Annotated in this window: 12 protein-coding genes; 7 read left to right on the plus strand and 5 right to left on the minus strand. The window is 43.1% G+C overall.

Annotated elements, in window-relative coordinates; translation table 11 throughout:
* Nucleotides 1-128: 128 nt before the first annotated feature.
* The 6 genes from RRG12_RS12545 to RRG12_RS12570 all read left to right on the plus strand — a co-directional run bounded on the left by RRG12_RS12545 (nucleotide 129) and on the right by RRG12_RS12570 (nucleotide 9,968).
* Nucleotides 129-1,418, plus strand: coding sequence for a glycosyltransferase family 4 protein (locus RRG12_RS12545; protein ID WP_420759507.1), 1,290 nt, complete (start codon nucleotides 129-131; stop codon nucleotides 1,416-1,418).
* A 634-nt stretch (nucleotides 1,419-2,052) separates the two neighbouring features.
* On the plus strand, nucleotides 2,053-2,700 hold the full coding sequence (locus tag RRG12_RS12550) for a TetR/AcrR family transcriptional regulator (protein WP_420759508.1): 648 nt from the start codon (nucleotides 2,053-2,055) through the stop codon (nucleotides 2,698-2,700).
* A 293-nt stretch (nucleotides 2,701-2,993) separates the two neighbouring features.
* On the plus strand, nucleotides 2,994-4,601 hold the full coding sequence (locus tag RRG12_RS12555) for an efflux RND transporter periplasmic adaptor subunit (RefSeq protein ID WP_069071304.1): 1,608 nt from the start codon (nucleotides 2,994-2,996) through the stop codon (nucleotides 4,599-4,601).
* A gap of 130 nt (nucleotides 4,602-4,731) precedes the next feature.
* On the plus strand, nucleotides 4,732-7,923 hold the full coding sequence (locus tag RRG12_RS12560) for an efflux RND transporter permease subunit (RefSeq protein WP_420759509.1): 3,192 nt from the start codon (nucleotides 4,732-4,734) through the stop codon (nucleotides 7,921-7,923).
* 121 nt (nucleotides 7,924-8,044) lie between these two features.
* On the plus strand, nucleotides 8,045-8,494 hold the full coding sequence (locus RRG12_RS12565; protein ID WP_069071306.1) for an RpiB/LacA/LacB family sugar-phosphate isomerase: 450 nt from the start codon (nucleotides 8,045-8,047) through the stop codon (nucleotides 8,492-8,494).
* Between the two features lie 91 nt (nucleotides 8,495-8,585).
* Nucleotides 8,586-9,968: a carotenoid oxygenase family protein gene (locus RRG12_RS12570; RefSeq protein ID WP_420759510.1), complete on the plus strand. Its 1,383-nt coding sequence runs from the start codon at nucleotides 8,586-8,588 to the stop codon at nucleotides 9,966-9,968.
* Between the two features lie 64 nt (nucleotides 9,969-10,032).
* Here the strand turns inward: RRG12_RS12570 and RRG12_RS12575 are convergent, their stop codons facing one another.
* The 4 genes from RRG12_RS12575 to RRG12_RS12590 form a co-directional block, all read right to left on the minus strand.
* Nucleotides 10,033-10,230: a hypothetical protein gene (locus RRG12_RS12575; RefSeq protein ID WP_420759511.1), complete on the minus strand. Its 198-nt coding sequence runs from the start codon at nucleotides 10,228-10,230 to the stop codon at nucleotides 10,033-10,035.
* Complete coding sequence (locus RRG12_RS12580) at nucleotides 10,227-10,499, minus strand: hypothetical protein (RefSeq protein WP_420759512.1); 273 nt, start codon at nucleotides 10,497-10,499, stop codon at nucleotides 10,227-10,229. The genes RRG12_RS12575 and RRG12_RS12580 overlap by 4 nt, the downstream gene beginning before the upstream one ends.
* Nucleotides 10,500-11,124: 625 nt before the next feature.
* Nucleotides 11,125-11,832, minus strand: coding sequence for a CAP domain-containing protein (locus tag RRG12_RS12585; RefSeq protein WP_069071309.1), 708 nt, complete (start codon nucleotides 11,830-11,832; stop codon nucleotides 11,125-11,127).
* A 290-nt stretch (nucleotides 11,833-12,122) separates the two neighbouring features.
* Complete coding sequence (locus RRG12_RS12590) at nucleotides 12,123-13,250, minus strand: acyltransferase family protein (RefSeq protein WP_420759513.1); 1,128 nt, start codon at nucleotides 13,248-13,250, stop codon at nucleotides 12,123-12,125.
* A 118-nt stretch (nucleotides 13,251-13,368) separates the two neighbouring features.
* Between RRG12_RS12590 and RRG12_RS12595 the strand changes: the two genes are divergently transcribed.
* The gene (locus RRG12_RS12595; RefSeq protein ID WP_069071311.1) at nucleotides 13,369-13,827 is read left to right on the plus strand and encodes a peroxiredoxin; all 459 of its coding nucleotides are present in this window, start codon (nucleotides 13,369-13,371) and stop codon (nucleotides 13,825-13,827) included.
* 124 nt (nucleotides 13,828-13,951) lie between these two features.
* On the opposite strand, the gene hpf is transcribed toward RRG12_RS12595, so the two are convergent.
* Complete coding sequence (gene hpf, locus RRG12_RS12600; protein ID WP_069071312.1) at nucleotides 13,952-14,599, minus strand: ribosome hibernation-promoting factor, HPF/YfiA family; 648 nt, start codon at nucleotides 14,597-14,599, stop codon at nucleotides 13,952-13,954.
* Between the last annotated feature and the right edge of the window lie 296 nt (nucleotides 14,600-14,895).

A 14,895-nucleotide genomic window follows, 5' to 3' on the forward strand; every position in this document is an offset into this window, starting at 1 on the left:
AGAGCTTAATCCAATCTTAATCAACAAATCTTTAAACTTAAATTGAGTAATAAAAGTGGCAGCCATTACTGAAATTAGCAATAAGTCCGCTGATCTCAAGCTGTCTTTACAAAATTCACAAATAGCTCATGCACATTCTGATCTATTCCTACAACTATCATCCAGAGCCGATTGGAATTGCTCCATTAATGACTGAATTGGCGGAAGGACTAGTAAAGCGAGGTCATGAAGTGCGAGTGATTACGGGAATGCCCAACTATCCTCAGCGCGAAATTTACGATGGATATCGGGGTAAGTGGTATATTACTGAACAAAAAAATGGCGTAACCATTCAGCGAAGTTATTTGCGAATTAAGTCTAAACCTAACCTCGTAGATCGGCTGTTGCTGGAGTTAAGTTTTGTTTTTACGAGCTTACCCCAAGCCTTTAAAGGCGGACGCCCCGATGTAATTATCTTAACAGTTCCGCCTCTATTCGGTACGTTACCAGTAACAATATTTGGTTGGTTATACAACTGCCCGGTAGTTCTAAATGTGCAAGATATTTTACCAGAAGCTGCGGTACGTATCGGGCTATTAAAAAACAAGTGGATGATCCGAAGTCTTGCAATCCTAGAGAAGTTTGCATATCGGACGGCACACACTATTAGTGTCATCGCTGATGGGTTTCGTGAGAATTTAGTGAATAAGGGAGTACCTGTTAATAAAATCGTTTGTATTCCCAATTGGGTGAATGTAAATTTTATTCGACCTTTACCGAAACAAAACAACTCTTGGATATCTAGCCATCAACTCGATGGAAAATTTGTAGTACTTTATTCGGGCAACATTGCTCTAACACAAGGTTTAGAAACAGTAATAGAAGCAGCCGTTTGTTTGCGTCATATCAAAGATATTGTCTTTGTCATCGTTGGCGAATCAAGAGCATTGCAAAGGTTGCAGGAATATTGTCTTTTAAATGGAGCAGATAATGTTTTGCTGCTACCATTACAGCCACGAGAAACACTTCCCGAAATGCTAGCCGCATCTGATGTAGGGCTGATTGTGCAAAAGCATAATGTGATTTCGTTCAATATGCCTTCAAAAATACCATTGCTATTGGCGAGTGGTCGCCCGATTGTGGGTTCTGTTCCTGCCACTGGTACTGCTGCAAAAGCAATCCAACTCAGTGGTGGTGGGATAATTGTTGAGCCAGAATCACCCGATGCAATGGCTGCTGCGGTGCATGATTTATATACTAATCCTACTCTAGGGGCAAGGCTTGGTAATACAGGAAGACAGTTTGCCGAAGAAAACTATTCCTTGGAGCAAGCACTTGATCGGTATGAAGGGCTGCTTTCTTATATTGTTACTAACCGGAAATCTACTCTGAGGATATTGCCGGATTTGGATTCTAAGGAATCAGTTGTAGATGGTTGAAGACTGTTGAGGACTGCTCACCACATATTTGGGTCTGAATCCTAAGGCTTCACGCAATGCTTTAAAGTAATGAGTAATGAGTAAGGAGTAATGAGTAAGGAGTAAGGAGTGGATGAAAAATGGGTATTTACTCATTACTTGTTACTTATTACTCATTACTCCTTCTTAAGAGCGTCTTTAGGTCGGTGAGGATGTCAATTAATTAGCGAACACCAGGCGACTGCACAGACAAAACCCTGATTTGGATAAATTAAATCACCCATTCGGGTGAGTTAAAAATCAACCGATCGGGTGACCTAAGTGTAGGAAGTTGAGACTGCTGAAAAATAGGACTCTAGAGAACACTGATTGATTGGATGTCGTTCTTGGTGAGGATAACTTGATGAAACTCGTAACCTTGATTAGTAGAGCTGGATTAATCAGTGTAGGCATAACCCCTAGGTCGAAGCAAGCTACGCGCAGTGTATCGCAGACAAGTCTTTCGTAGAGAAGGTATCACTTTTCCTCCCTAAGATCACTATTCACTATGAATCAAGACCGATAAACTCATCTGTAACTTATACCAATCTTGTCTTCTATGTGGTTATAATGCAAGCAAGCACTTACATGTGCAAGCAAGTACTTGCAAACCCTCATGGAAAACTTAGTATCAAGGACGGCACAAACTCGTGCACGCTTGATCAAGGCGGCAACTAAGGTGTTTGCAACGGCAGGTTTAACAGGAGCGACAACGCGAGAAATTGCTCGTGTTGCTGCGGTCAATGAGGTAACTTTATTTCGTCATTTCCACAGCAAAGAGCAACTACTAGCTGCTGTGATTACCGAAGCGATCGCTTCCCAATCCAAAACTTTAGCTGCTCACAAGGACTGGACTCAAAACCTGTACATTGACCTCAAGAATTATGCAAGACTTTGCAACCAGATGATGGAGGAGCATGAAGACCTGATTCGGACATTGATTGGAGAAGCGAAGCGACACCCCCAAGCAGCCAGTCTGATGTTATACGAAGCTAACAAATCGATGCGTGAACATCTGGTTGTGTATCTGCAAAACAGTCAACAGGAGGGCACAGTGTCCTCAGATATAGATTTGAAAGCATCTGTAGATAGTTTTACGGGTATGTTGCTTCACGGTATGCTGCGTTTTAGCGATATCTCTACCACACTAGATTACAGTCGTCAATGTTACATAGAAACTTGTGTCAATTTATTTGTGCGCGGTATTAGCACTTTGCCATTGAAAGAGGCTAGAGGTTCAGTTGATTTCCTTGCAACAAGATAAATCGTGTTTTCTCTTAGAGTTAAGGCTCTGATTTTACACTGACTAAAAAAGTTTTATAAATTACACTTTAAAAAATTGACAGGAGTTAAGTAATTTACAAATTAACCATAAAGTGATATGCGATATTGTTTGGTTTGAGTTGCTAGATATAGTGAGCGATCGCCCAAATACCCAAATATATATTTGATTTGGCACCAACATCAAGAAACAAGGGCTAAAAAACTATTCAAATAATGCTTTTTTAGCGAAGAGTAGATTGCCCAAGTCTAAATCCATAAGACGAGAAACCGAAGATGTCCCATTCTGAGTTCCCTGATTCTCACCTGCCTGCTGAAATAGAACAGCCAGCTGTTAATGATTCTAGTCAAGAATCGCAACCATTGTTGGAGCGATCGCCAAAGCCACCGCAAAAACGCCGTTGGCCGCTAATTTTGGGAATTGTTTTGTTAGTTGCAGGTGTTGGTTTTGGTTGGCGCTGGTGGCAAACTAGTAGCGCTAGTGATGCACCTGCTGGGGCCGCAGCTGGTCAACCGATGGCAATTCCCGTCAAGCTAGCAACTGTGGAAACTGAAACCGTGCAGGAAAGTTCGGAGTTTATTGGCTCCTTAGAGGCTCCACGTTCGGTAATCATTAGACCACAGGTTGACGGACGAGTTACCCAGATTTTCATCCAAGAGGGCAACCGTGTTCAACAAGGGCAAGTCATTCTTAGCTTGGAAAGTGATAATGTCCAAGCTCAATTATTACAAGCAAAAGCCGGACTAGAACAAGCCCAAGCAAGGCTTGCTGAACTGCAAGCGGGTACGCGACAAGAAGAAGTTGCCCAAGCTAGAGCGCAGTTAACCCAAGCCCAAGCTCGTTTTCGAGATGCCCAATCTGGATCACAACCAGAAGAAATTGCTCAAGCTGAAGCTCAAATTCAGTCAGCTAAATCTGATGTGGAACTAGCACAATCACGCGCCAAGCGATACGCACAATTGAGAAAAGAGGGTGCAGTTTCTCAAGATACCTTAGAAGGATATGTCAAAGAACAGCAAAGTGCTGAAGCTGCCCTGGTTGTGGCTCAGAAACGCCTAGACCAACTTCGCCAAAGCAGAAATTCTAGTATCAATGAGCTAGCTGGTGCTTTAGAACAACAGAGACAAAACTTAAGGCAGCTAGAAAATGGTTCTCGCCCAGAAGAAATTGCCCAAGCGCGATCGCAAGTAACTCAAGCAGCAGCCCAAGTCAAATCTGCCCAAGTTCAACTGCAATACACAAAAGTCCTTGCACCTTTCACCGGTATTGTTGGTGATATTCCAGCAAAGGTGGGAGATTATGTGCAACAAGCAGATCAACTCACTACACTGACTAGAAATGACTCTTTAGAACTGAATATTTCCGTTCCCTTAGCTGAATCCAAAAAGCTGCGTTTGGGATTACCTGTGCAAATGTTGGACACCCAAGGCAAACCCATCGCTACTGGTAAGGTGAGTTTCATCTCTCCAAATGCTAGTTCAGATTCGCAGACAGTTTTGGCTAAAGCCAACTTTGGTAATTCCAGAAGTCAACTGGTTAATCGTCAGGCAGTGCAAACCAAAGTCATCTGGAACGAACGTCCGGGAATCTTAATTCCAGTTACAGCAGTATCTCGCCTAGGTGGAGAGACTTTTGTATTTGTGGCTGAAGCACCGCAGGAAAAGCCTAAAGCTGAAGCACCGGCAGAAAAAACCAAAGCTGGAGCGCCATCTTTAGTAGCTCAACAAAAGCCCGTGAAATTGGGAGTTATTGAGGGGAATAATTATCAAGTTATCGAAGGATTAAAAGCTGGGGACAAAATTGTTGTTTCCGGTATTCTCAACCTAACCAATGGCGCTCCCATCACTCCTGCACCAGAACAAGTAGGTAGTCGGAGGCCTTAGTTGAAGATGAGAGAGCAGGGGGAGATGAGGGGCAGAGGGAGCAGGGGGGAGAAGCTTTTCCCTTGCACCAATGCCCAATGCCCCATGCCCCATACCCAATGCCAAATGCCCAATGCCCAATTTTTAAACTATGTTTGTTGACTTCTTTATTAAGCGGCCAATCTTTGCGTCGGTCTGTGCGATCGTCATCCTTCTAATAGGATTAATCAGTATTCCTACACTGCCGATCGCTAGGTTCCCAGAAATTAGTCCTACCCAAATCAGTGTGACTTCCAACTACAGCGGAGCTAGTGCAGAAGTCGTAGAAAGCGGAGTGACAAATATCTTAGAAAGGCAAATCAACGGGATTGAAGGACTAAGATATCTCACTTCCAGCAGCAGTAACGATGGTACGAGTACCATTACAGCCACCTTTGATTCTTCACGAGACAAAGATATTGCCGCTGTGGATGTGCAAAATCGTGTTTCTGTTGCTCAACCACAACTACCAGAGAGTGTACAACGCACGGGAGTGCAGGTATCAAAACAGTCAAGCAATATTCTCTTAGCAATTGGTTTATATGCTGAAAATAAAGAGTACGACAATATATTTTTAAGCAACTATGCTGACCTTTATTTAGCGGATGCTTTAAAAAGAGTCAAAGGTGTAAGTGACGCACGGATTTTTGGCGAACGTCGCTATGCAATGCGCCTGTGGTTAGATCCGAGTCGCCTTGCTAGTCGCGGACTAACAACTCAGGATGTAGCCGATGCTTTATCTGAACAAAATTTGCAAGTCGGTGCAGGGAGAATTGGACAAGAACCGGCTCCTGAAGGACAAAGGTATCAACTTGATGTACGTGCTGTCAGCCGATTAGCAGAACCATCAGAATTTGAAGAAATTGTCCTCAGAACTCAAGAGGATGGCACCTTAGTTAAGCTCAAAGATGTAGGTAGAGCCGAACTGGGTGCAGAAAACTACAGTTCATTTCTACGATTTCGTGGCAACGATGCTGTCGGTTTAGGGATTTATCAGGTTCCTGGCAGTAATGCCTTGGATGTAGCTAGAGGAGTCAAAGCCGAAATAGCGCGATTGGCTCCGAATTTTCCGCCAGGGATGCGATATCAAGTAGCTTTTGACACAACATCCTTTGTAGAAGAGTCTTTGGCAGAAGTGATCAAGACTCTGATTGAAGCGGTGGTGTTGGTGGTGATTGTAATTTTTGTGTTCTTGCAGGATTGGCGAACCACTTTAATTCCCGCACTAACTATTCCCCTGGCACTGATTGGGACATTTGCCTTCATCAAAATTTTTAACTTTTCCATTAATAGTTTGACTTTGTTTGGTCTAACTTTAGCATCGGGGATGGTGGTAGACGATGCGATCGTCGTGGTGGAACAAATCAGCCGTTTTATTCAGGATAAAGGTATAAATCCTCGCCGAGCCGCTAGTGAATCAATGGCGGAACTATTTGGCGCGGTTATTGCCACTTCACTAGTGTTGATGGCAGTGTTTGTGCCAGTGGCGTTTTTTCCGGGAACTACAGGCGCACTTTATCGGCAATTTGCGCTAACGATCGCCTTTTCCATTGCGATTTCGACTTTTTTGGCTTTGACCTTAACACCTTCTTTGTGTGGCGTGCTACTGCGTCAAGAACAAAGACCTCCCAGGTGGATTGCCTGGTTGTTTGACCTGATTAATCGGTTTCTAGAATGGGTCAGGTCAAGCTATGAGCGATCGCTTACCTTTCTCACACGATTTAAAAGCGTCGTAATTGGGTTGTTTATTGTCTCCTTGGGTATGACTGCTTGGCTCTACACCACAGTACCTACAGCCTTTCTCCCAGACGAAGATGAAGGCTACTTCCTCACAATTATTCAAGGCCCCCAAGGCGTTTCGCTGCAATATACCAGCGATGTCATGGCACAGGTAGAAAAAGAAATCCTGCAAGTTCCAGAAGTACTAGGGACTTTCGCCGTGGGAGGATTTGGTTTTAGTGGTAGTACCGCCAATAGTGGCATCATCTTTACAACTTTAAAACCTTGGGCAGAACGTTCAAGACCCAATCAATCAGTACAAGCGATTATTGGCAGCTTGCAAGGGAAGTTGTTGGCAATTCCAGAAGCCAGGGTTTTTCCTGTGAATCCACCGCCAATTCAGGGTTTAGGCAACTTTGGTGGCTTCGTCTTTCAACTGCAAGACCGCAGAGGTAACAGTGGCTTAGAAAGTTTGGTGCAGTCGATGGGTCAGTTGTTGGGTAAAGCCAATCAAACACCAGGATTACAAGCTGTATTTAGTACTTTTGCCGCAGATACACCACAATTACTTGTGGAAGTAGACCGCAATAAAGCCAAATCATTGCAAGTTTCTATAGATGATGTCTTCAGTACATTACAAACTGCTTTGGGATCACAATATGTAAATGATTTCAATCTCCAGCAGCGCAATTACCGTGTATATATCCAGGCAGATCAACAGTTTCGTTCTAACCCCAAGGATATTGGTAAACTGTACGTTCGTTCCCAAAAGAATCAAATGATTCCTTTGAGTAACTTAGTCACAGTTACTTCGACTGTGGGAGCACAAACGATAAATCACTACAATTTGTTCCGTTCAATTGAAATTAATGGTTCCGCCGCTCCTGGCTCTAGTTCTGGAGACGCAATTAAAGCAATGGAACAAGTTGCTCAAGAAGTTTTACCCGCAGGTTATGGTTATGAATGGTCAGGAACTGCATTAGAAGAAATAGACTCTGGTGGTTTAGCACCCCTGATCTTTGGATTAGGAATAATCTTTGTGTTTTTGGTACTAGCTGCTCAATACGAGAACTACGTTGACCCTTTTATCATTCTGTTATCAGTTCCCTTAGCTATCTTTGGAGCGCTGATAGCTCAATCAATGCGGGGTTTTGCGAATGATGTTTACTGTCAAATTGGTCTAGTAATGTTGATTGGTTTAGCTAGTAAGAACGCAATTTTGATTGTGGAATTCGCTAACCAATTGCGAGATCAAGGACTTTCGATTACCAAAGCAGTAATTGAGGCTTCACAAGAGCGTCTACGTCCAATTTTGATGACTGCCTTTTCTACACTATTGGGGATTTTCCCCCTAGCTATTGCCACAGGAGCCGGGGCGGGAAGTCGTCAATCATTAGGAACAACAGTATTTGGAGGGATGTTAATTGCGACTTTCTTGAGTTTGTTTGTAGTCCCGATTTTGTATATTGTGATTAAGACGACAACAGAGCGTTTTTTCAAACCAAATCGGCGTCAAGAACTACAAACAGAAGCAGTGCCATTGAATGGTAACACTGCTGTATATTCAACAAAATCTGAGGATTAATTTGTAATACTCGCCAAGGGCGAGAAGCAAGCTACGTAGTTCGTAATTTGTAATTCTTCCCTGTCTCCTATAAACATCGTAGTATGAGGAGATGGGGAAGACTAATTTCAAAGGGGAATGCATGAAAATCGCTATTGGCAGTGATGAACGCACCAACCTTACCGATAGGGTACTGGCAGAACTTAAGCAGCGTGGGCATGAAGTTATACCCTTCGGTTCCCTAGCCGAGAATGATCCTGAAGTCGATTGGCCTCTTAGTTGTAGTAAAGTTGCTTTGGCAGTGGCAACCCAGAAAGCAGATGAGGGGATTGTCTTTTGTTGGACTGGTACTGGCGCATCTATTGCCGCCAACAAAGTCTCTGGGATACGTGCAGCCTTGTGCCATGATGCTGAGACGGCACGTGGGGCCCGGATCTGGAATCATGCGAATGTTCTAGTATTAAGTTTACGTGCTACTACAGAAGCGATCGCTAAAGAAATATTAGATACCTGGTTTAGCACACCCTTTTCTGATGATGAGTGGAACCTCTTGCAAATAAAACGAATTAAACAGTTAGAGAAAAAGGTTTAATTTGTAGACAGATTGCAAAAATTCCCCAACGCCCTCAAAAGTTCTCCGTGGGCATTGATAGCAAACCGAAATGTACATTTAAATCAAAACAATGCCAACAATAGCAGTCAATCCATATCTCGATCGCAACTTTGCTCCAATCCGTGAAGAAATCACCACCGAAAAATTGTCAGTTATCGGTGAATTACCACCTGAACTATCGGGGATGTTTGTGCGGAATGGCCCTAATCCTCAATGGACACCCATCGGTCAATATCATTGGTTTGATGGCGATGGAATGTTGCATGGTGTGCAAATTAGCAACGGCATAGCCACTTATCGTAACCGCTACGTGCAGACAGCCGGATGGAAAAAAGAACGAGAAGCGGGTAAAGCTATCTGGAGTGGGTTATTAGAACCACCGCAAATAGATAATCCTCACGGTGGCTACAAAAATACTGCCAATACTGCCTTAGTGTGGCACGCTGGTCAAATGTTGGCACTGAATGAGGGGGGTAAACCTCACGCAATCAAGCTGCCTGAATTAGAAACCATTGGTGAGTATAGCTACAATGGGAAGCTGGTTTCTGCCTTCACAGCCCATCCCAAAGTAGACCCAATTACAGGCGAAATGATCTTCTTTGGCTACTCTGTGTTTGTGCCACCGTACCTGCAATATAGTGTAGTCTCAGCACAAGGCGAACTGTTGTGGACAGTGCCAATTGAATTGCCCATAGGGGTGATGATGCACGACTTCGCCATCACTGAAAACTACACAATTTTCATGGATTTGCCGCTGACTTTTAATCCGGAAAGAGCGCAACGGGGAGAACCTGTAATGATGTTTGAGCGCGATCGCTCCAGTCGCTTTGGAATTCTACCACGTCACGGTGACAACAGTAATGTCCGCTGGTTTGAAAGTCCCTCTTGCTACGTCTTCCATACCCTCAACGCCTACGAAGATGGAGACGAAGTAGTGCTGATTGCCTGTCGCATGACTTCTACTACTGTTTTGGGTTTAGATGATTCTCAACCCGACCCAGAAGCAAATATCCCCCGTTTACATCGCTGGCGATTTAACCTCAGCACGGGTACAGTACGTGAAGAAATGTTGGATGATGTAGCTTCCGAATTTCCTCGCGTCAACGAAAACCTATTGGGGCGAAAAACCCGATATGGCTACAGTAATAAAGCGGCAAACAGTCCCCTACCTTTATTTGAAGGTATTATTAAGTACGACCTCAGCAGTGGAAAGTCCCAAACCCATGAATTTGGAGAAGGACGCTATGGCGGTGAAGCTGTGTTTGCGCCGCGTCCTGGTGCAACGGCTGAGGACGATGGTTGGCTTATGACTTTCGTCCATGATGAGGGTTCAGATACTTCCGAATTGGTAGTGGTGAATGCCCAAGACATAACAGCTAAACCTGTAGCGCGAGTAATAATTCCCCAGCGGGTGCCTTATGGGTTTCATGGTGCTTGGGTTGCTGAGGAATAAGTTAGGTAGATAATACTGTTCGCTTAAGGCAAGAGACGCGATGAATCGCCGTCTCTACAAAGGACTAATTATTGTAGAGACGGCGATTTATCGCGTCTTTGAACCTCGGCGTTGAGCCTTTGAACCTCGAAGTTGCACCTTTTAGCCTCAGATCATTAAATCCAGTATCAATGACAAAATCTAGAGAAAAAGCTGGTTGGGAAGGTAAACGAAAAACCACTGGAATTATTACCTTACCATTGATTACTTTGCCATAAATCATTCAGCAGTACGCTCCATCGCACCACCAAAACTTACAGCAACATCATAACCAATTCGGATGGTGAACAATCTAGCATTAGGGTTTTTCTGTTTTAACTTTAACGCTGTCTCTACACCAGTTGGATCTATCCCGTATTCACCCATTTCAGCATCAATCACAATCATCTTGCCGATATTGTCACCACACTCAACATTTTGACGAATACCGTTTTCGTAAAACTGTTTAGCTCTTAGGGCTACTTCTTCTACACTCCAGAAAATTGATTGCATTACAATTACACCTACTTTTGCTTCTTAAAGCATTGTAGTACCTGAATATTGAGCCTCTGAACCTCGAAGTTGCGCCTTTTAAACAACTCAACTTAGAAATATATCTAACTATTCTTGAATTTACAGGGGTAAGGGTGTATTAAAATTTGCTCACCTCCGTAAAGTGGAACATAGCTTTAGATTTCTCCTGTCAAAATCTTCGAGGACGCAACTCAGAGCAAAAACCGCAATCACCATGTTGAAAGGGATATTTTCTAGTTTACCTGCGATCGCCAAGCTTTCAGTTTGGGATAATTTTGACAGTATCCTTTAATCGTCGGATACTTTTGCTCTCAATAAATCAAATAACAAATTTCATTTTTAACTGAGCAGCAATAAGTTTTATTTTGTCACTTATGTGTTGTTATTTTTTGGTTTTCCATTGAAAACATAAAACATTTATAACAACAGCTACAAGAGTAAAAAATACTATAAAAATAATAAAGTCTCTAGACATAGAACATACAATTTTGGATTTTATATTTTATATTTTTGATTTTAGATTGGGAATGAGGCATTGTGCAGAGGGGAAAACTCTTCTCCCTTTTTCCATGCTTCCTGCTTCTTTCCCATTCCCCATCTCAAGTTATTTTTCCTGATACCCTCCAGCGTAGTTAATTACACAAATTGTTCTATATGATTTGTGAGTTCCATAAGCAACACCGGAGACTTTAAAAGCGCCGTTAAAAATGCTTTTTCGATGACCGCGATCGCGCACACCATCATCAATAATTAACTGCATCACGATATCTTGAGCAGTGCTTGGGCCATAACTGATATTTTCGCCTGCGGTTGTTTGCCATTTACCATAGCGGTTGATGCGAGTAAAAGGATTGCTACCATCGCTACCATTATGACCTGTAGCACCTTTTGGGCCTTGGTCTTTAACGTGGTCTTTTGCTCCTAAAGACATACCTTTAGATGCACTCAATGCTCCTACAGGACGCGCTGTTTTCAAAAATGCGATCGCTTCATCAACTGCTTTAACTCCTTCTTGAGTTCGCAAATAGGTATTATTAGAAATTTTGACTCGGTTCCCCTCAAATCGCTTTCTATAATTTTCCAGAATCGGGAGATATGCTTTGGGATTTGTTCGTACCTTATTTGTTTCAATAATTACCTGTTGTTCCAACGGGGAAAGGTAACTCGCCTTTGCTAACAATGTCGGACTAGTTTGTTGTGGAACTACCGTTGGGTTAGGGTTGGCGACAGATGGATTAGATTGAAACAGTTGATCTGAGCAGCCAAATATTAAAGCAATTGGAAAAAATAGCCAAAATCTTATGCGACGCATCCATTACCTCACAATTTTGCTATGGATTAATTTAGTGAATTAGAAGAAATAAGAATTTTCAACGCACAGATAAGTTTGTAGACTATTCTGCCGTTAGAAACGATATTAGAACTTAAGTGAGTTCGCTAAAAAAAGCGCAGATTAATGCGCTAATAATATAGATAAAGTTGCGATCGCCTTTGTTCCTAAAATGTGACAAATCTATCACTTAATACCTGTTGTAACCTTGATAACACTAAAACGTAAATAACAACAAAAATCTTTTTATATTCTGACGGCTGCCTTCAAATTTACACTTTGAGAAACCAACGTTGCCGATACATCAAAACACCAACAACCCACCACAACAACACAGTGACTAGGGCAAACAACAGAGAACCATTCAACGCCCCCGCCCAAGATGCGAAAAAATTCTGGTAAATCCAATTGTAAGTACTGGGAGCGTCTTTGCCAGTGCCGATAGTGGTTCTGACTAAGATTTTAATCAATAAAACCGATGCAACGAAAAGAGCGATCGCATTTAAGCCCATAATTTCAAAAGGCTTACTCCAGCGACGCATCACCCGTACTTCGATCAGTTCATAACAAGCCGCTAGCAACAGTAACGCCCAACCGCTGCTAAAGACCACATAAGAACTTGTCCACAGCTTTTTGTTGATGGGGAATGTCCACCCCCACGCCCAACCAATAATTAAGCAACCGACTCCAAATAATCCTAAACCTATACTTGTGCGTGACTGTACAGGTTGGCTGCGTATCCATTGACCAGTGAAGTAGCCAGCGAGGACATTTACTATGGCGGGAATAGTACTGAAAAGTCCTTCTGGATCTCCCATAAAGTTGAAACCGTCACCTTTATATAAATGTGCTTTGGGAATAATCAAGCGGTCAACATAAGCGCCGAAATTACCATCCCGCGTCACAACTCCTGCACCATATTCTGGCACTGGTACATACATCATCGTCACCCAGTAGCCGATCAGTAGCACTGCTGCTAGTATCCATTGACCTTTACGCGGTAGGTTGAGAACTACCAAAGAAGCTAGCAGATAGGTAAGGCTGATGCGCTGCAACACTCCCATAATGCGGATGCTGCTCAAATCAAAAGTCCAAATACCCTGATTCCAAAAGCCATTTAGCAGCAATCCCAAGGCAAAGAGAATGGCGGCACGGCGCAATATCCGCCAGTAAACAGCTGAGGTTGGTTTATTGCCTTCGGTGTACTTTGACAGTGAGAAAGTCATCGCTACACCGATAATGAAGAGAAAGAAGGGAAATACCAAGTCAGTTGGTGTGCAACCGTGCCAATCGGCGTGGGCTAAGAGAGGATATACATCATCTACAACTCCCGCCATATTGACGAGAATCATAGCAGCGATGGTAATGCCGCGAAAAACATCCAGTGAAGTCAGGCGCATAAACGGAATTTTGTGTTAGATGAGTATCTAAGCTACTCCGCTTGATGCAAGTAATCAAGCAAAATTTATGGACTTGGATACAAGGTAAAATTTTGTTAAGTAATTACCACCACTTATTATGGCAATCAAAGTTGGAGATACCGCTCCTAATTTCAGTCTACCTGCTCAAAACGGCTCAACAGTTAGCCTACAGGATTTTCGCGGACAAAAAGCTGTTGTCCTATATTTTTATCCCAAAGACGACACACCTGGATGTACGGCTGAATCATGCGCCTTTCGCGATCAATATGAAGTGTTTAAAACCGCTGGTGCTGAAGTTGTCGGCGTGAGTGCCGACTCTAGCGAATCTCACCAAAAATTTGCTGCGAAATACAATCTCCCTTTTACTCTGTTAACTGATAAAGGCGACCAAGTGCGGAAGCTATATGGCGCAACAGCTGCCTTTGGCTTGTTCCCTGGTCGCGTTACTTACGTCATTGACCAACAAGGAGTTGTGCAATACGTATTTGATTCAATGTTTAACTTTAAAGGTCACGTTGAGGAAGCGCTGAAAACTTTGCAACAGCTTGCGAAATGAGGGAATGGGGATTGGGTACTGGGGATTGGGTACTGGGTACTGGGGATTGGAGATTGGGGATTGGAGATTGGGAAACTCTTTCCCAGTCCCTAGTCCCCAGTCCCTAGTCCCTAGTCCCTAGTCCCTATTTACTCGAATGCGACTTTTCCGGCATACCAATACTTGCGTGAGTTGATTTGCCATTCTTGCCATTGGTATGGCCGTTACCATTGCGGGGTTGAATCACACCATAACCGCCGTGGTTGCGTTCGTAAATTACATTAATCTCTCCAGTTTCAGAATTGCGGAACATATAAAAGTCGTGTCCCACGAGTTGTAGTTGTTCCAGGGCCTCTGTAGGGGTCATTGGCGGCATGGAAAAATATTTGGTGCGGACGACTTCGTTAGGCAATTCGGGGGTGCGATCGCCAATTAAATCTGTGACTACCGCATCTGCAACAACTACTTCTGTTGGTAGGGCATGAGTTTTCTGATCTTGACGCCGTTCTTTGTACTTCCGCAGTTGACGGGCAATTTTATCTGCAACTAAGTCAATGCTGGCGTATAGATTTTCGCTACTTTCCTCGGCACGGATAACGCTACCATTAGCGTAAATAGTTACTTCAGCCGCTTGTCTTGGATTAATTCGGGGATTACGGGCTACGCTAAGATGCACATCCACTTCATTTGTAATGCTCTGAAAGTGACTAACTGCTTTCTCAATCTTTTGATGTACATACTCACGAATTGCATCGGTGATTTCAATATTTTTGCCGTGGATGACAAGCTTCATGTAAACTCTCCCACTGAATATTTGATGTGTGAATTTGCTTTGTATGAAAAGAAATTGCGGTAAGGTCTATTACTCCCGCCAAAACAAATTGTGAACTTTATCTATGTACTGCTTGTAAGCTCTCTCTAAGCTTACTACGTCTGGGTTTTTGCTCATTATACCCTTGATTTTCCTCCTCATCTCTGCGCTGATATCCAATTGGATATTCACCTAGAACTCTTTAGTGAGGAAATTTGAGCAGTAGCTCCTGTAACTGTCTTTTGTGTTAAAACAACGCTTACAGAACTGTTGATATT

The sequence above is a fragment of the Nostoc sp. CALU 546 genome (assembly GCF_048836525.1).

Bases quoted from the DNA above. Each gene is read 5' to 3' on its own strand.
- RRG12_RS12545 (WP_420759507.1), top strand. From the start codon at position 129: ATGCACATTCTGATCTATTCCTACAACTATCATCCAGAGCCGATTGGA.
- RRG12_RS12550 (WP_420759508.1), top strand. From the start codon at position 2,053: ATGGAAAACTTAGTATCAAGGACGGCACAAACTCGTGCACGCTTGATC.
- RRG12_RS12555 (WP_069071304.1), top strand. From the start codon at position 2,994: ATGTCCCATTCTGAGTTCCCTGATTCTCACCTGCCTGCTGAAATAGAA.
- RRG12_RS12560 (WP_420759509.1), top strand. From the start codon at position 4,732: ATGTTTGTTGACTTCTTTATTAAGCGGCCAATCTTTGCGTCGGTCTGT.
- RRG12_RS12565 (WP_069071306.1), top strand. From the start codon at position 8,045: ATGAAAATCGCTATTGGCAGTGATGAACGCACCAACCTTACCGATAGG.
- RRG12_RS12570 (WP_420759510.1), top strand. From the start codon at position 8,586: ATGCCAACAATAGCAGTCAATCCATATCTCGATCGCAACTTTGCTCCA.
- RRG12_RS12575 (WP_420759511.1), bottom strand. From the start codon at position 10,230: ATGATTTATGGCAAAGTAATCAATGGTAAGGTAATAATTCCAGTGGTT.
- RRG12_RS12580 (WP_420759512.1), bottom strand. From the start codon at position 10,499: ATGCAATCAATTTTCTGGAGTGTAGAAGAAGTAGCCCTAAGAGCTAAA.
- RRG12_RS12585 (WP_069071309.1), bottom strand. From the start codon at position 11,832: ATGCGTCGCATAAGATTTTGGCTATTTTTTCCAATTGCTTTAATATTT.
- RRG12_RS12590 (WP_420759513.1), bottom strand. From the start codon at position 13,250: ATGCGCCTGACTTCACTGGATGTTTTTCGCGGCATTACCATCGCTGCT.
- RRG12_RS12595 (WP_069071311.1), top strand. From the start codon at position 13,369: ATGGCAATCAAAGTTGGAGATACCGCTCCTAATTTCAGTCTACCTGCT.
- hpf (WP_069071312.1), bottom strand. From the start codon at position 14,599: ATGAAGCTTGTCATCCACGGCAAAAATATTGAAATCACCGATGCAATT.